Origin of the sequence: Streptomyces sp. NPDC021622 (assembly GCF_040640795.1) — a bacterium.
Lineage (GTDB): Bacteria > Actinomycetota > Actinomycetes > Streptomycetales > Streptomycetaceae > Streptomyces.
In genome coordinates, this window is sequence record NZ_JBFACK010000012.1 from 235382 (window position 1) to 256438 (window position 21057).

At 69.4% G+C, this 21057-nt stretch carries 20 protein-coding genes and 1 riboswitch; of the genes, 8 read left to right on the forward strand and 12 right to left on the reverse strand.

Translation table 11 applies throughout. The annotated features are described in order from the left end of the window. Nucleotides 1-40: 40 nt before the first annotated feature. The 7 genes from AB0G47_RS24710 to AB0G47_RS24740 form a co-directional block, all read right to left on the reverse strand. Nucleotides 41-1141: an ABC transporter ATP-binding protein gene (locus tag AB0G47_RS24710; RefSeq protein WP_360773728.1), complete on the reverse strand. Its 1101-nt coding sequence runs from the start codon at nucleotides 1139-1141 to the stop codon at nucleotides 41-43. After that, on the reverse strand, nucleotides 1138-2139 hold the full coding sequence (locus AB0G47_RS24715) for an ABC transporter permease (RefSeq protein WP_360773731.1): 1002 nt from the start codon (nucleotides 2137-2139) through the stop codon (nucleotides 1138-1140). Before AB0G47_RS24715 ends, AB0G47_RS24710 begins: the two co-directional genes overlap by 4 nt. Before the next feature lie 121 nt (nucleotides 2140-2260). Next, nucleotides 2261-4027: an ABC transporter substrate-binding protein gene (locus tag AB0G47_RS24720; protein WP_360773734.1), complete on the reverse strand. Its 1767-nt coding sequence runs from the start codon at nucleotides 4025-4027 to the stop codon at nucleotides 2261-2263. A 104-nt stretch (nucleotides 4028-4131) separates the two neighbouring features. After that, nucleotides 4132-5136, reverse strand: coding sequence for an ABC transporter permease (locus AB0G47_RS24725; protein ID WP_266870969.1), 1005 nt, complete (start codon nucleotides 5134-5136; stop codon nucleotides 4132-4134). Between the two features lie 333 nt (nucleotides 5137-5469). After that, nucleotides 5470-6243, reverse strand: coding sequence for an enhanced serine sensitivity protein SseB C-terminal domain-containing protein (locus tag AB0G47_RS24730; RefSeq protein ID WP_360773737.1), 774 nt, complete (start codon nucleotides 6241-6243; stop codon nucleotides 5470-5472). 191 nt (nucleotides 6244-6434) lie between these two features. Continuing rightward, entirely contained in the window at nucleotides 6435-7247 is an 813-nt protein-coding gene (locus tag AB0G47_RS24735; protein ID WP_360773740.1) for an enhanced serine sensitivity protein SseB, read from the reverse strand. An 87-nt stretch (nucleotides 7248-7334) separates the two neighbouring features. Continuing rightward, nucleotides 7335-8021 (reverse strand): AAA family ATPase, encoded by a 687-nt coding sequence (locus AB0G47_RS24740; RefSeq protein WP_360773887.1) that lies wholly within the window; start codon nucleotides 8019-8021, stop codon nucleotides 7335-7337. 141 nt (nucleotides 8022-8162) lie between these two features. After that, a riboswitch (glycine riboswitch) is annotated at nucleotides 8163-8280 on the forward strand. Between the two features lie 147 nt (nucleotides 8281-8427). Here AB0G47_RS24740 and gcvT point away from each other — a divergent pair. The 5 genes from gcvT to AB0G47_RS24765 all read left to right on the forward strand — a co-directional run bounded on the left by gcvT (nucleotide 8428) and on the right by AB0G47_RS24765 (nucleotide 13434). Then, the gene (gcvT, locus tag AB0G47_RS24745; RefSeq protein ID WP_360773743.1) at nucleotides 8428-9552 is read left to right on the forward strand and encodes a glycine cleavage system aminomethyltransferase GcvT; all 1125 of its coding nucleotides are present in this window, start codon (nucleotides 8428-8430) and stop codon (nucleotides 9550-9552) included. 81 nt (nucleotides 9553-9633) lie between these two features. Beyond that, entirely contained in the window at nucleotides 9634-10011 is a 378-nt protein-coding gene (gene gcvH, locus AB0G47_RS24750; RefSeq protein ID WP_360773746.1) for a glycine cleavage system protein GcvH, read from the forward strand. A 20-nt stretch (nucleotides 10012-10031) separates the two neighbouring features. Beyond that, nucleotides 10032-11294, forward strand: a complete 1263-nt coding sequence (gene glyA / locus AB0G47_RS24755; RefSeq protein ID WP_266870962.1) for a serine hydroxymethyltransferase — start codon at nucleotides 10032-10034, stop codon at nucleotides 11292-11294. A gap of 187 nt (nucleotides 11295-11481) precedes the next feature. Continuing rightward, complete coding sequence (locus AB0G47_RS24760) at nucleotides 11482-12852, forward strand: L-serine ammonia-lyase (RefSeq protein ID WP_360773750.1); 1371 nt, start codon at nucleotides 11482-11484, stop codon at nucleotides 12850-12852. Nucleotides 12853-13221: 369 nt separating this feature from the next. Continuing rightward, on the forward strand, nucleotides 13222-13434 hold the full coding sequence (locus AB0G47_RS24765; RefSeq protein ID WP_360773753.1) for an EF-hand domain-containing protein: 213 nt from the start codon (nucleotides 13222-13224) through the stop codon (nucleotides 13432-13434). Nucleotides 13435-13511: 77 nt separating this feature from the next. On the opposite strand, the gene AB0G47_RS24770 is transcribed toward AB0G47_RS24765, so the two are convergent. After that, a complete protein-coding gene (locus AB0G47_RS24770) occupies nucleotides 13512-14303 on the reverse strand; it encodes an ATP-binding cassette domain-containing protein (RefSeq protein WP_360773756.1) in 792 nt (263 codons plus the stop codon). Beyond that, on the reverse strand, nucleotides 14300-16012 hold the full coding sequence (gene leuA, locus AB0G47_RS24775; protein WP_360773890.1) for a 2-isopropylmalate synthase: 1713 nt from the start codon (nucleotides 16010-16012) through the stop codon (nucleotides 14300-14302). Before leuA ends, AB0G47_RS24770 begins: the two co-directional genes overlap by 4 nt. A 244-nt stretch (nucleotides 16013-16256) precedes the next feature. Here leuA and AB0G47_RS24780 point away from each other — a divergent pair, with 244 nt between their 5' ends. Beyond that, nucleotides 16257-16949 carry an FCD domain-containing protein gene (locus AB0G47_RS24780; protein WP_360773759.1) on the forward strand — a complete coding sequence of 231 codons (693 nt, stop codon included), beginning with the start codon at nucleotides 16257-16259 and terminating at the stop codon, nucleotides 16947-16949. Between the two features lies 1 nt (nucleotide 16950). Here the strand turns inward: AB0G47_RS24780 and AB0G47_RS24785 are convergent, their stop codons facing one another. Further along, on the reverse strand, nucleotides 16951-17637 hold the full coding sequence (locus tag AB0G47_RS24785) for a MerR family transcriptional regulator (protein ID WP_360773762.1): 687 nt from the start codon (nucleotides 17635-17637) through the stop codon (nucleotides 16951-16953). Nucleotides 17638-17770: 133 nt separating this feature from the next. Here AB0G47_RS24785 and AB0G47_RS24790 point away from each other — a divergent pair, with 133 nt between their 5' ends. Together AB0G47_RS24790 and AB0G47_RS24795 are read left to right on the forward strand one after the other, a co-directional pair. Further along, complete coding sequence (locus tag AB0G47_RS24790; protein ID WP_360773765.1) at nucleotides 17771-18745, forward strand: hypothetical protein; 975 nt, start codon at nucleotides 17771-17773, stop codon at nucleotides 18743-18745. Continuing rightward, complete coding sequence (locus AB0G47_RS24795) at nucleotides 18742-19209, forward strand: ABA4-like family protein (protein WP_360773768.1); 468 nt, start codon at nucleotides 18742-18744, stop codon at nucleotides 19207-19209. Before AB0G47_RS24790 ends, AB0G47_RS24795 begins: the two co-directional genes overlap by 4 nt. Here the strand turns inward: AB0G47_RS24795 and AB0G47_RS24800 are convergent. Together AB0G47_RS24800 and AB0G47_RS24805 are read right to left on the reverse strand one after the other, a co-directional pair. Next, complete coding sequence (locus tag AB0G47_RS24800; protein ID WP_360773771.1) at nucleotides 19173-20318, reverse strand: CU044_5270 family protein; 1146 nt, start codon at nucleotides 20316-20318, stop codon at nucleotides 19173-19175. The two genes, AB0G47_RS24795 and AB0G47_RS24800, sit on opposite strands and share 37 nt — an antisense overlap. Next, nucleotides 20315-21001, reverse strand: coding sequence for an RNA polymerase sigma factor (locus AB0G47_RS24805; RefSeq protein WP_360773774.1), 687 nt, complete (start codon nucleotides 20999-21001; stop codon nucleotides 20315-20317). Before AB0G47_RS24805 ends, AB0G47_RS24800 begins: the two co-directional genes overlap by 4 nt. Between the last annotated feature and the right edge of the window lie 56 nt (nucleotides 21002-21057).

The following is a 21057-nucleotide window of genomic DNA, read 5'->3' on the forward strand; positions in this document are numbered from 1 at the left end:
TCTTTCGCCAGATCTTTCGCCTGGTCTTTCGCTTCGTCTTTCACAGCTTCGGCGCAATCTCTTCGGTCCAGATGCGGGTGCGCTCCTCCTGCGCCATGTGGCAGGCGGTGAAGTGTCCCGGGGCCACCTCGCGCAGATCGGGGCGCTCGCGGCGGGTGATCTGGTCCTTGGGGATGTCGGCGTACGGGCAGCGCGGGTTGAAGGCGCAGCCCTGCGGCAGGTTGATCAGGCTGGGCGGGGAGCCCTTGACCGGTACGAGACGGTCCATCTCCTCGCGGTCGATGCGCGGCATCGATCCCAACAGGCCCCAGGTGTAGGGGTGCTGGGGCTCGTAGAAGACCTTCTCCGCGGTGCCGCGCTCGACGCAGCGCCCGCCGTACATCACGAGCAGCTCGTCCGCCATCTCGGCGACGACGCCCAGGTCGTGCGTGATCATGATGACCGCGGAGCCGAACTCCTTCTGCAGATCCCGGATGAGGTCGAGGATCTGCGCCTGGACGGTGACGTCCAGGGCGGTCGTCGGCTCGTCCGCGATGAGCAGCTCGGGGTTGTTCACCAGGGCCATCGCGATCATCGCGCGCTGGCGCATACCGCCGGAGAACTCGTGCGGATAGCTGTCGACCCGCTTGTCCGGCTGGGGAATGCCCACCCGGTCGAGCATCTCGATGGCGCGCTTGCGTGCGGTCTTCTTGTCCACGTCGTGGTGGACCCGGTACGCCTCCATGATCTGCTTGCCGATGGAGTAGTACGGGTGCAGCGCGGACAGCGGATCCTGGAAGATCATCGCCATGTCGCGGCCGCGCAGCCTGCGCACCTCGTTGGGGTCCGCGGTGAGCAGCTCCGTGCCGTTCAGCCAGATCTCGCCGGAGAGCTGCGCCCTGCGGCGGCCGTACTGACCGGCGGTGTGCAGGCCGAGGATGCCGAGCGAGGTGACGGACTTGCCGGATCCCGACTCGCCGACGATGCCGAGGGTCTTGCCCTTCTCCAGCTGGAAGCTGAGCCCGTCGACGGACTTGACCAGGCCGTCGTCGGTCGGGAAGTGCACCTTGAGATCGCGTACTTCGAGAAAGGCGGTGGGAGCGGCCGAAGCAGTGGCGACGGGTTCTCCGACCGCCGCTCCGGTCTTGTGCAGATCGGTCATCCCAGCCTCACTCGCGGGTCGATGACGGCGTACAGAAGGTCGACGACGAGGTTGGCGAGGGCGATCGCGAGCGACGCGCACAAGGTGACGCCGAGGATCACCGGCAGGTCCTTGTTGCTGATGGCCTTGACCGCCTCGAGGCCGAGCCCCGGCAGGTTGAACGTGGACTCGGTGAGGACGGCACCGCCCATGAGCACACCGAGGTCGAGGCCGAAGACCGTGAGGATCGGCGTCATGGCGGAGCGCAGCGCGTGCCGCCTGATGACGACGGCCTCGCCGAGCCCCTTGGCGCGCGCGGTGCGGATGTAGTCCTCGCCGAGCACTTCCAGCATGGTGGCGCGGGTAAGGCGCGCGTACATGGCGGCGTTGAGGAACGCGAGCACGATCCAGGGAAGGATCAGCGTCTCGAACCAGATGTTGATCGGGTCTTCCGTGGTGAGGGTGTCCTCGATCTTCACCCAGCCGAGCGTGTGGACGAAGAGCCCCATCGCGATCATGCCGGTGAAGAAGACCGGCAGCGAGACGCCGCCGAGGGCGGTGATCATCGCGGAACGGTCCCAGACGGTGCCCCGCTTGAGCGCGGAGAGCACGCCGGTGGCGACACCGGCGACCAGCCACAGGACACAGGCACCGGCGGCGAGCGCCGCGGTGACGGGCAGGGCGTCCTTGAGGGTCTCCCAGACGGGCGCCTCGGTACGGAAGGAGTAGCCGAAGCAGGGCGCCGGGCAGTGGGTGACGTCGGCCCCGTTGGCGTAGTCACGCCCCATCGGGATGCCCTTGATGAAGTCCCAGAACTGGACGAGCAGCGGGTCGTCCAGGCCCAGTTTGATCCGGATGCCCGCGAGCTGCTCGGCACCGGACGACTTCCCGGCGAAGAGGACGGCGATGTCCTGTCCCGCCCACTTGGGCAGCATGAAGAAGACGGTGAAGGTCGCGAGCAGTACGACCAGCACCATGACGACAACGGCGATCAGGCGCCGGATGAGATAAGCAAGCACTGTGCGCGGCCCGGCGGTGGCCGGGACCCCCTTGTGAGGGATCCCGGCCACCGCCCGGGGCCATCACCTGCCCTTCGGACTGGCGGGATTCGGCGGTGGGACGGACGGCCTTGCGGCGGGACTACTTCTCGTTCACACCGAGCGAGATGTAGTCGTAGCGGCCGCTGTAGGCGGCGGAGGAGTAGACGTTGGTCGCCCGCGAACCGCGCCACGAGATGTTCTTCTCGTAGATGAAGGGCATCCAGTAGGCCTTGTCGACGATCTCGTGACCCAGTTCGGTGTAGATCTCGCCGGCCTTGTTCGGGTCGACCGTGGCGATCGCGTCGTCGAAGTACTTGTCGATCTTCGGCTCTTCGATCTGCGACTCGTTGTAGTTGCCGTTCTCAGCGATGAAGCGGCTGTCGAACAGCGGCTGCGCGTAGCCCTGGCCGGTCGGGAAGTCCGGACCCCAGCCCGCCATCGTCATGCCGATGCCGCGCTTCTTCACCACCGAGGGGGAACCGGTGATGCTGGAGGAGTCGGCGCCGTCGATCTGGTCGACCTCGGCGTTGATGCCGACCTTCTTCAGCTGCTCCTGGAGCGCCGTGGCGGCGTCCACCTCGCCCGGCTGGTTGGTGCGGGCCGAGATCTTGGTGTCGAAGCCGCTGGGCTTGCCGCACTTCTTGAGCTCGGCCTTGGCCGCGGTGGCGTCCGGCTTGCCCTTGCGCTTCAGGATCCCGTACGGGTCGTAGTCGTCGTTGCCCTTGATGGACTTCGGGAAGACGCTGGTGGCGATCTCACCGGCGGCGATCTCACCGCCACGGGTCTTCTGCAGGCCCGCGAAGTCCGTGGCGTAGAAGACGGCCTTGCGGCAGTTCTCGTTGTCGAACGGCTTCGTCTTGGTCACCAGGGCGACGTAACGGACGAAGTCCGTCTGCATGTTGTCGACATTGTCCTTGTGGTCGGTCATGGCGCTGGTACGACCCGACTGGGTCATGCCGGTGCCATTCATGTCGATGTCGTAGTCGCCTTCCATCAGGCGCTTGTCGTTCTCTTCGAGGTTCGCCGAGATGGTGACCGTGATCTTGTCCGGCAGCGCGGGACGGACCGGGTCCGACGACTTCTTCCAGTTCTTGTTGCGGACCAGCGTGATGCTCTTGCCGGCGCTGTAGTTCTGGAACTTGTACGGACCGGAGGAGAACGGGCGCTGGGTGTACTTGGCGCCGGTGTCCTCGGACTGCTTCACCGGGGTGCCCGACGGCATCGCGAGCATCTGCTCGAAGTCGCCGTTCTTCTTGGGCAGCTTGAAGATGATGGTGTTGTCGTCCGGCGTCTCGATCGCCTTCAGACCCAGCTTGTCCTTCGACTTGTCCTCGTAGGGGCCCTTGTACTCGCCCTTGGGGTCAAGCGTCGTCTTCAGGTACGCGGGACCACCGGTGATGACCTTGGTCGCCCAGATGCGCTCGATGCCGTACTTGATGTCCTTGGAGGTCAGCTTGGAGCCGTCCTCCCACGTCAGACCATCACGCAGCTTGTACGTGTAGGTCTTGCCGTCGTCGCTGATCTTCGCCGTGGACTCGGCGAGGTCGGGGACGAGCTTGTTGGACGCGGCACCCGGCTTGGTGTCGTACGTGATCAGCGTGCGGGTGTAGTACCGCATGAAGTCCCACGTCATGCCGTAGTAGGCGCGCTGCGGGTCGGCCGAGTCGAGGTCCTGCTTGGCGACGAACTTGAGCGTGCCGCCCGCCTTCGTCGACTTGTTGGCGACCTTGCCGATGGCCGCGTTGTAGCCGGCGCCCTTGCTGTCTTCGTCGTCGCTGCCGCCGCCGCACGCCGTGGTGGTCACCAGCGCCGCTACGACGAGGGCCGCGCCAGCGGTGAGCCGTCGTTGAGAGGAACCTGTGGGCATTTCTCGCATCCTCCGAGATTCGTGGTCCTTTGGCGTTTGACTGCCTTGAGAACCATGGGAAGAGCCACCTGACGCTGCGGCAGGGGCAAGCCAGTTGGAGCTGTTTACCGAGTTCCCTTGGGGTCCAGGGCGTCGCGCAGCCCGTCACCGAAGAGGTTGAAGGCGAGCACGGTCACAAAGATCGCCAGGCCTGGGAAGACCATGAACATCGGGTCGTGCTCGTACGTCGCCAGCGCGTCCCGGAGCATGCCGCCCCAGGAGGCGGTGGGCGGACGCACACCCGCGCCGAGGAAGCTCAGCGCCGCTTCGGTGAGGATGTTGGTGGGGATCATGAGCGTCGCGTACACCGTGATCGGTGCGACCAGGTTCGGCAGCAACTCCTTGAAGAGGATGTGCCGTTGACCGCCGCCGAGGCTGCGGGCCGCCTCCACGTACTCGCGTTCGCGCAGCGAGAGGGTCTGGCCTCTCACGATGCGACCGACGTAGGGCCAGCCGAAGAAGCCGATCACCAGGATCAGTACGGCGATGCGTACGCCGCTGCCGGTGAGCCCGAGCAGGTCGTCGGGGAGGACCGAGACCAGGGAGATCACGAAGAGCAGCTGCGGGAAGGCGAGCAGCACGTCCATGACCCGGCTGATCAGGGCGTCGATCCAGCCGCCGAAGTAGCCGGCGATGATGCCGAAGAAGGTGCCGAGCACCACGGCGACCACGGCCGCGAGGAACGCCACGAGGAGCGAGATCCGCGCTCCGTAGACGATCCGGCTGAAGACGTCACGGCCCTTGTTGGGCTCCACTCCGAAGAGGAAGTCCCAGCTCATGCCGCCGAAGGCGCCCTTGGGCAGGTTCGTGAGGTCTTCGAGCTCTTCCTGATGGAACTCGTTGGGCGGGTGGCCCAGCAGGGAGACGATCAGGGGCGCGAAGACGGCGACCAGGACCAGGACGAGCACGGTGATGCCGCCGGCCAGGGCGACCTTGTCCCGCTTCAGGCGGTTCCAGGCGATCTGCTTGAGGGACCGCCCCTCGACCTTCTTCACCCCTGCACCAGCTGCGGGGGCGACGTCCTCGGTCGGGTCCGCGTCCGCAGGTGTGTCATGCAATGGTGCCGTCATCGTGGCAGGGACCCCTCTCAACCGGTGGTGACCGGCCCGCACTTGCCGCTGTAGCGACGTGATCAGTCCGTCGTACACAGGGGCGAACCGCCCCTGGTGCGGGAGTCTTCATCGGGGCCACGATCTGTTACCAGCCTTGTTGGGGAAAGGATGCGCAACCGTGATGCTGATCGGAGTGTTCCGTTATCCGGACTCGGGTGAACGAGGGGCGAACGCGGGGCAGTTGGGGTGCAAGGAGTCACAGGGGCCCATAGAGCCCCTCCGCCATCAGAACGGACATTGTGGCGGTCAGGCCAGGTATATGAGCCGCGGTGGCCGGTTTCAGGACCTGGTTCAGTACTGCGCGGGGTAGCCGTAGCCGCCCGCGGGGGCCGGGGCCGCCTGGGCCTCGCGGTCGTAGAACGGCCTGGCGTTGGCGCGCAGCCACATGGCGACCGGGTCGTACGCGTCGGACATCGCGACCGTCGACACGGGCAGGCCGTCGGGCACGGCGGCGATCGACTGCTGCATCATCGCGCGCACGGCGTCGACCGAGGGCGGCGACGTGTCGTACACATCGAGACCGATGGCCAGATACGGGGCGCCGAGCGCGGGCTGCACCCAGGCGCGGCGCAGTGCGCGGACCGCCGGGGTGCGGTGCGCGTTCTGCGTGAGCAGGGCGTAGAACTGCGGGATCTCGATGGCCGGCTCGGTGAGCCGCAGCGGCCCCGCGGGCAGCAGGTCGAGGCCCGATGCGATACGGCGCAGATCCAGCCAGGGGATGCCGACGCCGCCGCCGGGGGCGTGCGGGTTGAGCCAGAGGCCATACTGGTCGGGGTAGAGGGTGCGGGCGATGTCGACACCTGCGACCACTTCGTACGAGCGGTTCCAGCCGCTGGCGGAGAGCTCCTGGGCGGAGGTCACACACGGCGCGTAGCCGAGGCCCTCGACCTCCATGTTTCCGTACTGGGCGTCGGGGGATCCGGCCTGGCCGTGCCAGAGCAGCATCCACACCTGGTCGGCGGCGAGCGCCCGCAGGAGCGCCTCGTAGGCGTCGTAGCGCCCCGGCGTCACCTGGCGCAGCATGTGCTCGACCTGCCCGGCCGCAGCCGTGCCCGACGCACTCACCCTTAACCGCCCCTTCGCGATGACCCGACGACCCCGATGATCCGAATGATCCGCAACGGACCCGGCCGGCACGGCCGTAACCCGCCCGGGTCATGAAACCAGCTTAAGCGGCGATCCTGACACCGACTTGACGTACGGCGTGGTCACACCCGCCGGTGCGCATGTCTCTCCACACCTCCGTGCTCGTATCTCTACACACGTCCGTGCTCGTGCTGGTGGCTCTGCCCGAAGAAGGGCCGCACCCTTGCGCGCAGCCAGTCGCCCACCGGGTCCTGGGCCACGTCGAGCAGCACCAGGTTCACCGGCCAGGGCACCGGGACCAGGCCGAGCGCACGGCCCACGGCCGCCATCGGCAGGTCACGGGCGTCGCCCTCCCAGGAGGACAGTTCGACGCCGATGAACAGGGAGGGGTCGTCGCCCTCGACGCTGGCCAGGCAGCGGCGGGCACTCAGCACCACTCCGGTGGCCTCGAACTCACGGGCCGCGGCGGACAGGAAGTCCACCGGGTCCTGCTGCCAGTCCGGCTCGAAGAGACGGACGCGGCCGCCGCTCGCGGGGCCGTCCAGCGGGGTGCGTCCCGCCCGGCAGAGCTCGGCGACGGCGGGCGGCGGCAGCGGCACGCCGACGGTGCCGTCCGGGTTGACCGCGATGCCGAGCTGCGGGGGCAGTCCGCGCGCGAACTCCACGGCGGGCGCCACGGTGCAGCTCATCCGGCCGCCGGTGACCTGCTGGAACTGCTGCTCGGAGCTGAAGACGGGCACGTATGCCTGGCCCTCGATCTCCAGCGTGGGCAGGTCGAGCGTGCCGCCGGCACCGTCGCCGCCGTTCGGCAGCGGGACCCAGATGTGGCTGCGGCCGAGGACCTCGACGATCCGGGCCCCCGCGGAGGCTGTGCTTGTCTGAGGACCGCCGCCGGTGCCGAGGGCCGCCGCGAGCACCTCTTCGAGTTCATTGCCCGGCCATCCTCCGTACGGATGGGCGTGCGCCTGCGCCGGAATGTCCATCTGTCTTACCCCTGCTCGTCCCGCTCTGCCTGCGGCTCGAACCCTAACGCGGCACGCCACCGCGCGCGGGTCGGTCCCCTCAGTCCCTCAGTCTCCGAAGCCGATCGCCCGCAGCGCGCCCGCCGCCGTCCGGTCGAGCAGCAGCGCCGAGCCGACGCCGCGCGGCAGATCGCCCCGCTCGGCGGCGCCGACGAGCCGGCCGACCGTTCTGCGGTGGCGCGCGAAGGCGTACCGCGAGACGCCGCGGCCGCGCGCGAGCTGCCCCTCGACGGCCGTCTCCGGTGGCACGTCGAGCAGCAGCAGATGCAGGGTCGTGCCCCGCCGTGCCGCTTCCCTGGCCAGCCAGCGGCGCACCCAGGCCTGGGTGCCGCAGTCGTGCACGACGACTCCCTCGCCGGAGCGCAGGGCCCGGCGCAGGCCCGCGTAGTGCGCGATGCGGACCAGGGGGCGGTAGACCGCGTACGGAAGGAAGCGCGGCATGCGGCCGGCCCAGCGGTCGCGGGTGTCCTGCGAGTCGATGCGCGGGCCCGCGACGGCTCTGCGCATCAGCGTGGACTTTCCGCTGCCCGGCAGCCCGGAGACGACGATCAGATCGCCGCCGCCGAAGGTAAGCCGGTGCGGGCTGTGGCCCATCCGCTGCCTCAGGTCCCGGACGACGGCCGCGGGCAGGGGGCCACAGCTCTCCCTGATGGCGGCGGCTTCCTGCTTGGGCAGGGCCACCCCTGTGTTGGTCGCGTAGACACTGGTCCTGCGCACCGTGATCAGCCTCCCCATAGCGGTCACGTACCTGCTTACCGCAGCTTCCCCGGCAAGTGTAAAGAGAAGGTAATGCGGCACAAGGGCATTACTGGACTGGCACTGCCCTGTGACGGAGCCCCGTGCAATGATGTGCCCGCAAACTCCATACAGGCCGCTTGAATCCGCGCGGGAGAGTTCCCGGTCACCGTCGTCCGACACTTCGTACGACACACCGGGGCGCCGAAGGAGCAAGTCCCTCCCTTGAATCTCTCAGGCCCCGTACCGCGCGGGCGAGGCACATCTGAAAAGCGGGCCGCCACGGCGGCTCCACCCAAGGTGCAAGTCATGACCCCCCATACGTACGGGTCGTGGTGAACCTCTCAGGTTCCGATGACAGATGGGGAGGATCTACCTCGCCCGTCATGCCCTGGGAGTTCTACGTATGAGTACCGCCCCCCGTCTGACAGCCCTCGATGCGGTGCATCGGGCGCTCGGCGCGACCATGACCGACTTCGCGGGCTGGGACATGCCGCTGCGGTACGGCAGCGAGCGCGAAGAGCACATCGCCGTCCGCACCAAGGCCGGTCTCTTCGACCTCTCCCACATGGGCGAGATCACCGTCACCGGCCCGGAGGCCGTGGACTTCCTGAACTTCTCGCTGGTCGGCAACATCGGCTCCGTCGGTGTCGGCCGCGCCCGCTACACGATGATCGTCGACCAGGACGGCGGCATCCTCGACGACCTGATCGTGTACCGCCTGGCCGAGGCCGAGTACATGGTCGTCGCCAATGCCTCCAACGCCCAGAACGTGCTTAACGAGCTGAGCAACCGCGTCGAGGAGTTCGACGCCGAGGTCCGCGACGACCGCGACGCGTACGCGCTGCTCGCCGTCCAGGGTCCCGAGTCCCCCGGCATCCTGAAGTCCCTCACGGACGCCGACCTGGACGGCCTGAAGTACTACGCGGGCCTGCCCGGCACGGTCGCGGGCGTGCCCGCGCTGATCGCCCGCACCGGCTACACCGGCGAGGACGGCTTCGAGCTCTTCGTCGCCCCCGGTGATGCGGAGAAGCTGTGGGGCGCGCTGATGGAGGCGGGCACGCCCGTCGGCATGGTCCCGGCCGGCCTCTCCTGCCGTGACACGCTGCGTCTGGAGGCGGGCATGCCGCTGTACGGGCACGAGTTGACCGCCGAGCTGACGCCGTTCGACGCGGGCCTCGGCCGGGTCGTGAAGTTCGAGAAGACCTCGATGTCCGAGAACTTCGTGGGACGCGAGGCGCTCGCGGCCGCCGCCGAGCGCGCCGAGACCGCTCCCCCGCGCAAGCTGGTCGGCCTGATCGCTTCGGGTCGCCGCGTACCGCGCGCCGGCTTCTCCGTGGTCGCCGACGGCAAGGTCATCGGCGAGGTCACCTCCGGCGCCCCGTCCCCGACGCTCGGCAAGCCGATCGCCATCGCGTACGTCGACGCCGCGCACGCGGCGCCCGGCACCGAGGGTGTCGGCGTGGACATCCGCGGCACGCACGAGCCCTACGAGGTCGTGGCGCTGCCGTTCTACAAGCGCCAGAAGTGACCCCCCGCGGGCGTCGGCAGTGACGTCACGCACATCTTTCTCGTTCCGCAGCACCCATCCGCGTACAGGAGAATTCAGGTCATGAGCAACCCCCAGCAGCTTCGTTACAGCAAGGAGCACGAGTGGCTCTCGCCCGCCGAGGACGGTGTGGCCACCATCGGCATCACCGAGCACGCGGCCAACGCGCTCGGTGACGTCGTCTTCGCCCAGCTCCCGGCGGTCGGCGACAGCGTGACCGCGGGCGAGACCTGCGGTGAGCTCGAGTCGACGAAGTCCGTCAGCGACCTGTACTCGCCGGTGACCGGTGAGGTCGTCGAGTCGAACCAGGACGTCGTGGAAGACCCGTCGCTGGTGAACTCCGCGCCCTTCGAGGGCGGCTGGCTGTTCAAGGTGCGCATCGCGGAGGAGCCGGAGGACCTGCTCTCCGCGGACCAGTACACCGAGCTCGCAGGCAACTAAAGACCCTTAGGGACCACCTGATGTCGCTTCTCAACACCCCTCTCCACGAGCTGGACCCGGACGTCGCCGCCGCCGTCGACGCCGAGCTCCACCGCCAGCAGTCCACCCTGGAAATGATCGCCTCGGAGAACTTCGCTCCGGTCGCCGTCATGGAGGCCCAGGGCACGGTCCTCACCAACAAGTACGCCGAGGGCTACCCCGGCCGCCGCTACTACGGCGGCTGTGAGCACGTCGACGTCACCGAGCAGATCGCGATCGACCGGGTCAAGGACCTGTTCGGCGCCGAGTACGCCAACGTCCAGCCGCACTCCGGCGCCTCCGCCAACCAGGCCGCCCTCTTCGCGATCGCCAAGCCCGGCGACACGATCCTCGGCCTGGACCTGGCGCACGGCGGCCACCTCACCCACGGCATGCGCCTGAACTTCTCCGGCAAGCAGTTCAACGTGGTCGCGTACCACGTCGACGAGGCCGGTCTGGTCGACATGGCCGAGGTCGAGCGCCTGGCCAAGGAGAACCGCCCGAAGGTGATCATCGCGGGCTGGTCCGCCTACCCGCGCCAGCTCGACTTCGCCGAGTTCCGCCGGATCGCCGACGAGGTCGGCGCGTACCTGTGGGTCGACATGGCGCACTTCGCCGGGCTCGTCGCCGCCGGTCTGCACCCCAACCCGGTGCCGTTCGCGGACGTGGTGACCTCCACCACGCACAAGACGCTCGGCGGCCCGCGCGGCGGCATCATCCTGGCCCGCAGCAAGGAGTTCGCGAAGAAGCTGAACTCCGCGGTCTTCCCCGGCTTCCAGGGCGGCCCCCTGGAGCACGTGATCGCCGCCAAGGCCGTCTCCTTCAAGGTCGCGGCCTCGGAGGAGTTCAAGGAGCGCCAGCAGCGCACCCTGGACGGCGCCCGCATCCTGGCCGAGCGCCTGGTGCAGGACGACGTCACCGAGCACGGCGTCTCCGTCCTGTCCGGCGGCACGGATGTGCACCTGGTCCTGGTGGACCTGCGCAACTCCGACCTGGACGGCCAGCAGGCCGAGGACCGTCTCCACGAGGTCGGCATCACGGTCAACCGCAACGCGATCCCGAACGACCCGCGCCCCCCGATGGTCACTTCGGGTCTGCGGATCGGTACGCCGGCGCTCGCGACCCGTGGCTTCCAGGAGGACGACTTCCGTGAGGTCGCCGACATCATCGCCGAGACCCTGAAGCCGGGCTTCGACGCGGAGGCCCTCAAGGGCCGCGTGACCGCGCTGGCCGACAAGCACCCGCTGTACCCCGGCCTGAAGTAGTTTCGTACCCTTTGCGTACGCTTTTGTTCGTACGTACGAAACATCGGGGCACCCCGCACACTGGACAGTGAGGACAGTGTGCGCGGTGCCCCGCACCGCGTGACCGTACTCGTACTTCCTGCACCGCCTTGTTCTTCTGCGTCACCCCGGCAGACAACGGCGTCTACCAACCACCCTTGGAGTTCCCGTGGCCCTCTCGGTCTTCGACCTGTTCTCGATCGGCATCGGCCCGTCAAGCTCCCACACGGTGGGCCCGATGCGCGCGGCCCGCATCTTCGCGAGCCGCCTGAAGAACGAGGGCCTGATGGCCCACACCACCTCCATACGCTCCGAGCTGTTCGGCTCGCTCGGCGCGACCGGCCACGGGCACGGCACCCCCAAGGCGGTGCTCCTCGGCCTCGAGGGCGAGTCCCCCCGCTCGGTGGACGTGGAGACCGCCGACGACCGGGTCGAGCAGATCAAGACCACCGGCCGCCTCAACCTGCTCGGCATGCACGAGATCGCCTTCGACTTCGACGACGACCTGATCCTGCACCGCCGCAAGGCCCTGCCGTACCACGCCAACGGCATGACGATCTTCGCGTACGACCGTGAAGGCACCCTCCTCCTGGAGAAGACGTACTACTCGGTGGGCGGCGGCTTCGTCGTCGACGAGGACGCGGTCGCGGGCGAGAACCCGATCGTGCTGGACGACACGGTGCTTAAGCACCCCTTCCGCACGGGTGACGAGCTGCTGCGGCTCACCCGCGAGACCGGCCTTTCCATCTCCGCGCTGATGCTGGAGAACGAGAAGGCCTGGCGCACCGAGGAGGAGATCCGCTCGGGGCTGCTCGACATCTGGGGTGTCATGCAGTCGTGCGTGTCCCGCGGCATGTCCCGCGAGGGCATCCTGCCGGGCGGCCTGAAGGTCCGCCGCCGCGCGGCCAATTCGGCCCGCAAACTCCGCTCCGAGGGCGACCCGCTGGCCCTCGCCATGGAGTGGATCACGCTCTACGCGATGGCCGTGAACGAGGAGAACGCGGCGGGCGGCCGGGTCGTGACCGCCCCGACGAACGGCGCCGCGGGCATCATCCCGGCGGTCCTGCACTACTACATGAACTTCGTGCCCGGCGCCGACGAGGACGGCGTGGTCCGCTTCATGCTCGCGGCCGGCGCGATCGGCATGCTCTTCAAGGAGAACGCCTCGATCTCCGGCGCCGAGGTCGGCTGCCAGGGCGAGGTCGGCTCCGCCTGCTCGATGGCGGCGGGCGCGCTCGCCGAGGTCCTCGGCGGCTCCCCCGAGCAGGTCGAGAACGCCGCGGAGATCGGCATGGAGCACAACCTCGGCCTGACCTGCGACCCCGTCGGCGGCCTCGTCCAGATCCCCTGCATCGAGCGCAACGGCATGGCGGCGGTGAAGGCCGTGACCGCCGCGAAGATGGCGATGCGCGGCGACGGCAGCCACAAGGTGTCCCTCGACAAGGTCATCAAGACCATGAAGGAGACCGGGGCCGACATGAGCGTCAAGTACAAGGAGACCGCTCGGGGCGGGCTCGCGGTGAACATCATCGAGTGCTGAGGGCTCGACGGGGCGCTCCGCCGCACAAAACAGTCCCCGGAGTCCTCACCGTTGCCATCTGCCTCAGTCGTCGCTGAGGCTCCGGTAGCGAGGGGCTTCGGGGGCCTGGCCAGAGCCTGCGGGAATCTCTTCTCGGTAGACGTCTCCACCGACGGTGCGACTCTCCGGATTTCTGGTGTAATGACCAGTTTCCTCCCAATATGGCCCGCGTCAAGAGGTCACCGGGAAAATCGCGGACCGAATCGAAACCCGGCCGCGTCGCAACGGTCGGGAGGTACTGCTGGCCATGGGCGTACTCCCTGTGATCGGGGCATGCGACGGCCGATACCCTGAGCCGTCTCAGTAGTGCACCAAGAAGGGGTGGATCCGGTGGCGGACATCGAGGAAGCGCGCAAGACGTTCGAGCGGTTCGACGCGGACGGCGACGGCTTCATCACGGCGGCCGAGTGGAAGTCGGCCATGGCGCAGATGGGGGACTTCTACGTCACCGAGACGGTGGCCGAGGCCGTGATCGGCACGAAGGACACCGACGCGGACAAGCGCCTCTCCTTCGACGAGTTCTGGGCGAGCCTGAACAAGTAGGCGTCGACGGATGACGGCGATGGGGCCCGGAGCGCGGAAGCGCTCCGGGCCCCATCGTCATGTTCAGCCGCTCTTGTTCAGCGGCGCGCCGCCCGTACGCTCCACCGTCCTTCCCTGCGTTCGAGGTGCACAGGATGGTCGAAGCACTTGCCGATCTGGTCGCTCGTCAGTACGTCGTCGACGGCGCCGGAGGCGAGCGCGCGCCCGTCCCTGAGGAGCAGGGCGTGCGTCGTGCCGGCCGGGAGTTCCTCCAGGTGGTGGGTGACCAGGACCGTGGCGAGTTGGGGGTGGCTCTCGCGCAGGGTGTCCAGGCTGTCGAGGAGGCGTTCGCGGCCCGCGAGATCGAGCCCGGTGGCGGGTTCGTCGAGCAGGACGAAGCGCGGCGTCGGCATCAGGGAGCGCGCGATGAGGGTTCGGCCGCGCTCGCCCTGGGAGAGCGTGGGCCAGCGCGCATCCGTGCGGTGCGCGAGGCCCAGCAGGGCGATGAGGCGGTCGGCCTGCTCCCGCTGCTCGGGCGTGGGGTGCCAACGGGGCAGTGGTTCAACGCTGTTGGTGAGCCCGGTCAGGACGACGTCGCGGACACGCAGGGGCGAGCGGAGCGGATGGCGCGGGTTGACGTGACCGACGTACGCCCGCAGTTCGCGCAGGTCGACGGTGCCGAGGCGGCGGCCGAGCACCTCGACCGTGCCGTGCGTGGGGTGGGTGACGGCGCCGCACAGGCCGAGCAGGGTCGACTTGCCCGCGCCGTTGGCGCCCAGCAGCGCCCAGTGCTCGCCGGGGCGGACGGTGAGGGTGACCTCTTCGAGGATGGGGCGCCCGTCGCGGACGACGGTGACGTCGTTCGCGTGCAGCACCGGCTGCGGGGTCATCGGGCGACCCCTGCCCGGTTCACGGCCGAAAGCACCGCCTGTACGGACGCCGTCAGGACCGAGGTGTCCAGGCCCGCGCCCCAGCAGGTGACGCCGCCGACCCGGCACTCCGCGTACGCGACGGCCTCGCCGCTGGTCACGCCTGCGTCCGCCTCGACGGCATGCTCGGAGTAGTCGAGGATGTCGACGGTGATGCCGGCCGCGGCGAGCGCCTCGACGAACGCGGACAGCGGGCCGTTGCCCACACCCTCGAAGTCCCCTGCCCTGTCGCCGACTTGGAGCGTGCAGACGAAGCGGTGCGCGCCGTCGGGGGCGCGGTCGGTGGTCCACGCCTCGAGCGTCACGTCGCCGTCCCGGCCCGGCGCGAGATACGCCGTCTCGAACAGCTCGTACAGCTCCTTGGCGCTCGCCTCTCGCCCGCTGTCGTCGGTGGCGTCCTGCACGACGCGCGAGAAGTCGGGCCGCATGCGCTGCGGCAGGTCGAGCCCGTGCCGGGTCTTCAGGAGGTACGCCATTCCGCCCTTGCCCGACTGGGAGTTGACCCGGATGACGGCCTCGTAGGTGCGGCCGATGTCCGCCGGGTCGATCGGCAGATACGGCACCTCCCAGGGCGCCTCGCTCTCCGGTACGCCCAACTCGGCCGCCCGGCGGGCGTGATGGGCGAAGCCCTTGCTGATGGCGTCCTGGTGGGTGCCGGAGAACGCGGTGTGGACGAGGTCGCCGGCGTAGGGGTGGCGGGGGTGCACGGGCAGCCGGTTGCAGTGCTCGACGACCTCGCGCACGGCGTCGATGTCGGAGAGGTCGACCATCGGGTCGACGCCCTGGGCGTGGAGATTGAGGGCCAGGGTCACCAGGTCGACGTTCCCGGTGCGTTCGCCGTTGCCGAAGAGGCAGCCCTCGACGCGCTGGGCACCGGCCAGGACGGCGAGTTCGGCGCAGGCGACGCCGGTGCCGCGGTCGTTGTGGGGGTGGACGGAGAGGATGACGGATTCGCGCCGGGACAGGTTGCGGTGCAGATACTCGATCTGGTCGGCGTACACGTTCGGCGTCGCGATCTCGACGGTCGCCGGCAGGTTGTGGATGACGGGCCTGTCGGGGCTCGCGTCCCACAACTCGCTGATGCCGTCGCAGAGTTCGAGTACGTAGTCGGGCTCGGTCAGATTGAAGGTCTCCGGCGAGAACTGGAACCGGATGTCCGCGCCGGGCCGCGCGTCGGCGAGGCGCGCCATGTAGGCGGCGGCTTCGGCGGCGATGTCGTACACCTGCGCGCGCGACCGCCCGAGCACCACGTCGCGCCAGACGGGCGAGGTGGCGATGTAGAGATGCACGACGGCGCGGGGCAGCCCTTCGATCGAGGCGAAGGTGCGGTCGATCAGCTCGGGCCTGGCGGGTGTGAAGACGACGATGCTGACGTCGTCGGGGATCCCGCCGCGCGCGGCGAGTGCGGCCAGGTCGCGCACGAAGTCGAAGTCGGCGCGGCTTGCCGACGGATAGCCGACCTCGATCTCCTTGAAGCCCATCGAGACGAGCAGATCGAAGAAGCGCCGCTTGCGCTCCGGGTCCATCGGCTCGGCGAGCGCCTGGTTCCCGTCGCGCAGGTCGACGGGGACCCAGAGGGGTGCGCGCTCGATGCGGGCGGCGGGCCAACTCCGTTCCTGCGACGGGACGTTGACGCGATCCTGGTAGGGGCGGTAGCGGTGGGACGGCATGACGCTCGGGCGCTGGGGATTCCACGGGTACGCGGAGGAGTTCACGGTGGCCTCTCGGCTCGGTCGGTCGGCCGACCGGCAGCACGACACCCCGCGGCGGGGTGCCGGTCGCTTCAGGCCCCGCCGCGGCAGCCGAGAAGAAGGAGACCGCAGAAGATCACACGGCTACACTAGCCACACCTCAGGTCCTCAGACAAGTACTCCTCAGACAAGTGGTCCTCAGACAACTACCGGGTGCCCCGCCATGCCTCTGAACTCCCTCCACCCCAGCCCGCTCGTCGAACAGGCCGCCGCCCGCCTGCGCGAACAGATCACCGGCGGCGACTGGCCCGTCGGCAGCAAGCTCCCCGGCGAGACGACCCTCGCCAAGGAGCTCGGCATCGGGCGCTCCACCGTCCGCGAAGCCCTGCGCGCGCTCGCCGGCGCCGGGCTCGTGCAGCCCCGCCAGGGCTCCGGCGTCTTCGTCATCGCGACACAAGAGGTCAGGGACTGGCCGACGCGGCTGCGGCAGGCGGCGGTCACCGACACCTACGAGGTACGCATGCTGGTGGAGGTGCAGGCCGCGCGGCTCGCCGCGCTGCGCCGCACCGACGAGGACATCGCGGCGATGCGGGCCGCACTCGAAGCGCGCAGGGCCGCGTCCGCGGCGGCCGACGCCGCGTTCATCGACGCCGACATCGCGCTGCACGCGGCGGTGGTCGCAGCGGCCCACAACCCCGTCCTCACCGACCTCTTCGCCGAGTTCATGCCCGCACTGCGGGAAGGCCTGATCAGCCTCCTGCACCTCACCGGCGTACGCGCCGACGAGCCGAACCCCGGCGACGCCGCGCACGCCGACCTCGTACGGGCCGTCGAGGCGCGGGACGCGGAGGAAGCGGCGCGGGTGTCCCAGGCCGAACTCCAGGAAACCCTGCGGCGGTTGCCGACCCTCGGCTGAGTCAGCCCCCGCCCCCCGACCCTCCGCCCCCCGGCCCCTCGGCCTCGCCCCGCCCCGCGCCATCGACCCCGTACAACCGCGCCGACGCGTCCACGTGCGCGAGCCGCCGCATGGCGTTGAACACCGCCTCCCCCAGGACCGTTCCGATCACCACGCTCTCCACCAGGTCCTCGACCGCGACCCGGCGGTTCACATAGCCGAGGTCGGCGCGGGCCACCATCTCGGCGGCGTCGGCGTACTCGTCGAGGAGTTCCGTGAACGCCCCGTGGCCCACCCGGCCCATGGCGGCAAGGGCGCGTGACAGGTCGTCGGCCGCGGGGTTCGACTCATGGGCGTGCCAGCCGCGCCGCGCGATCAGTTCCCCGACGGCGGTCTGCGCGGCCTGCGCCTCGGCGTCGTCGTCGGCGGCGCCCGCCGTGCCGAGCCGGTCCGCCGCCGCGCCGAGCACCTTGTGCAGCGGGCGCCCCGGATCGTCGACCGCGCCGAGCACCTCCGCGATGGCAGCCACCTTCAGGCCGCCCACATCGAGCAGCGCGCGGATCAGCCGCAGCCTGCGCTCGTGCGCCTCGCCGTAGTGCGCCTGGTTGGGGCTGCTCAACTCGCCCTGTGGCAGCAGCCCTTCACGGACGTAGTACTTGATCGTCGGCACCGGCACGCCGGTCCTGCGGCTCAACTCACCAATACGCACGGCCTGTCCACTCTCTTCGCCCCTTGCCGCCCTTGCCATCTTCACCACCCATCATAGATAGTGGCGCTATCGGATAGCGGACAGCGCTGCTATCCATATTTCGTAGAACCACCCTCCCAGCAAGGGGACCCCTATGTCTTCATGGCGTTCATGGCACCGGCCACTGGTGATGTTCTCCGCGTCGATGGTCTTACTCGCCGCCGTCTCCGCGGTGGGACTCGTCGTCGACGACCGGGTCCTGGTGGGCTCGCCCATCTGGGCCAAGCCGTTCAAGTTCTCGGTCTCGCTCATCGCCTACGGGCTCTCGCTCGCCTGGATGCTGTCGTTGCTCGACCGGGGCCGCAGGGCGGGCTGGTGGGCGGGCACGGTGGTCGCCCTGACCCTCCTCGTCGAGATGGTGATCATCACCGGGCAGGTGGTGCGCGGGAAGCGCAGCCACTTCAACCACCAGACCCCGTTCGACGAAGCGCTGTTCAACGTGATGGCCGTCAGCATCGTCACCCTGTGGCTCGCCACCCTGGGCATCGCCGTCCTGCTGCTGCGCGCCCGCTTCGCCGACCGCGCCTCCGCCTGGGCGATGCGGTGCGGGATCACCCTCGCGCTCGCCGGCGCCGCCATCGGGTTCCGGATGACGCAGCCGACACCCGACCAGGTGCGGGACTCGTCGATCGTCGGCGCGCACAGCGTGGGCGTGCCCGACGGCGGTCCCTCGATGCCGCTGACCGGCTGGTCCACCACCGGCGGCGACCTGCGGATCCCGCACTTCTTCGGCATGCACGCGCTGCAGGTGCTCCCGCTGCTGCTCATGGGGCTTCTCGCGCTCGCCCCGCGCTTCACCCGCCTCGCGGATGAACGGGTCCGGCTGCGCCTCGTCCTCGTCGCCGCGGGCGCCTACGCCGCCGTCTTCGCCCTGCTCGCCTGGCAGGCGCTGCGCGGCCAGCCGCTGATCCACCCGGACGGCGCGACGCTGGCGGCGACGGCACTGATCGTCGCCGCCACGGCCGCGGGCGCGTACGGGGTACTGCGTTCTGCCCCCGCAACAGCCGCCCAGGACACGGCAGTTAACAATCCGGACGACACGAACGACACGAAGGAGCTCGTGGCATGACCGGCTTCCTCTTCGAATTCTCCTTCTATCTGGCCGCCCCGGTCTGGCTGCTCATGATTTTCGCGCCGGGGTGGCGGACGACCGACCGCATCGCCGCGTCACCCCTCACCGTCGTCCCGGTCCTCGCCGTGTACGCCGCGATGGCCCTGCCCGTCTTCCCCGAACTCTGGGCCGCGGTCAGCAGCCCGGACATCGACGGCTTCCGTGAACTGCTCGTCCACGCCAACGGGGCGGGCGCCATCTGGGCCCAGGTCATCGCCTGGGACCTGCTCATCGGGCAGTGGATGTACCGCGAGGCGCGCCGAATCGGCGTACACCCCCTGGTGATGGGCCCCCTCCTGGTCCTGACGATTCTTCTCTCACCGTTCGGGCTGCTGCTCTTCCTGCTGCTCCGGGCGGTGAAACCGGCCCCCGCCCGGAGTCACGATCAGCCGCGCCCCGCGGCGGGCTCCATGCCGCGCTGATCGACGACGGCGCGCTCCAGGACCGCGTTGCTGCCGAGCAGGACCTCGCCATTGCGCGGCCCGCCCCCTTGCCCGCCCGCCTTGTCCGGCTTGTGGTCCTTCGTCATGTACGCCCGTGAACCGAGGTAGGCGAAGGTCTTCTTATCGAAGATCCACTCATCGCGCGTCGCATACGACGACTGCTCAAGGGTGATGCCGATCCCACGGCGGCCCGCCGCGTCCACCGCGTCGGGCACCTCGGTCACCCCGGGCAGCTTCGCGACGGCCTTGTAGAGGGCGGCGGCGTTCTCCGGCGGCATGATCGTCCCCTCAAGGAGCTCGCCGATCTTGCCGAAGACCGCCTGCGCCTTCGTCTCCCGCTCATCACTCACCCGCGTCTGCGCGTACAGCTTCTTCAAGAGGGCGTCGGGATCGGTGGGCAGCGAGGCGAGCCAGGCGTACGTGGGACGGTCGGGCCCCGCGGGGATCGCGCCGGTGTCGTCCGTGCCGTCCACGCCGGACGCCTCGATCGGCACGTCCTGCCCCGGCATCGGCACGCCCTTCCCGCTCTCGCGGATCATCCCGATGTCCGTGACGGGCGCCGGGTTCTGCGACATCCAGACCTCCCGCTTGTGCGGGGCGCCGAGCTTCACCGGGCCGTCGAACTCCCCCTTGTTCTCCCGGACCAGGCTGCGTACGTAGACGAACTGGCCGTCCTTCACCGGCTTCGTGTCCGCATTCAGGGACGCGTTCGCGATCCGGCCGAGCGTGCCTGCGGCGCCGTTCGGGGCGCCGTTCGCGACGGCCGGGCCCGCCCCCATGTCACGCACACCACCGGCGTCACCGGACGTCAGCGTGGCGGCCAGGATCCCGCCCGTCAGCGCGAGCACGGTGGCGGGCAGCAGAACGGCCGGGCGCAGGAACCGGCGCCGGGGCGAGGCTGGGGCGGAGCGCGGGTGGTCGGTGGCGGGACTGCTGTCACGGTCGATCTGCTGCATCAGGAAATCCTTGTGGTGAAGGTGACGGCCCGGCGGAAGTTCCCACTCCTCCTCGGCCGACTCCGGCAGAAGACCGGCCAGTTCCTCGACCTCGGCCTCGGCCTCTCCCCGAGAGGGGGTGGCGGCGTTCATCGGAATTCCTCCCGCAGGGGCAGGGCCGCGAACGCGGCCTCACTCTCTACCTCTCCGCGACCACGGAGCGGTTCCGTCACTTCCCTCACACCGGTCACTTCTCCCGCCTCCGCCTCCGCGCCCAGCGCGTCCTCGCTCAGCCGCCGCAGCCGCGCCCGCGCCCGCGAGAGCCGCGACCGCACCGTGCCCACCGGCACCCCGAGCGCCTCGGCGGCCTGCGCATAGTCGAGCCCCGACCACACGCACAGCACGAGCACCTCACGCTCCGGACGCCGCAGCCGGCGCAAAGCGCCGTGCACCGCCGCGAGCCGCCGCGCGTCGTCCAGGCGGCCCGCCGACTCCTCGGCGAAGTCCGCCACTTGGGGCGGCGACGGCTGCCGGGACAGAAAGGCGAGCCGCCGGCGCAGACCGCGGTTGGCGTTCTGCGCCTTGTGCGTCGCGATGCCGAGCAGCCACGGCTTGAGCGAACCGCGGTCCGGATCGAGCCGCTCCCGGGTGCGCCAGGCCGCGAGGAACGTCTCGGACATGACCTCCTCGGCGGTCGACCAGTCGCCGGTCAGCCGCAGGGCATGGTTGTAGACCGTCCGCGCGTACGCCTCGTACAGCTCACCGAACGCCTCCCGCTCCCCGGCCCGTATCCGTGCATGGATGCCGTCTCCCAGTTCAGTAGGACTCACACCCATGACCTCTCCGCGACCCCGGGAGAGTTCCTGTGCCCCTCGTCACACACACGATTCCG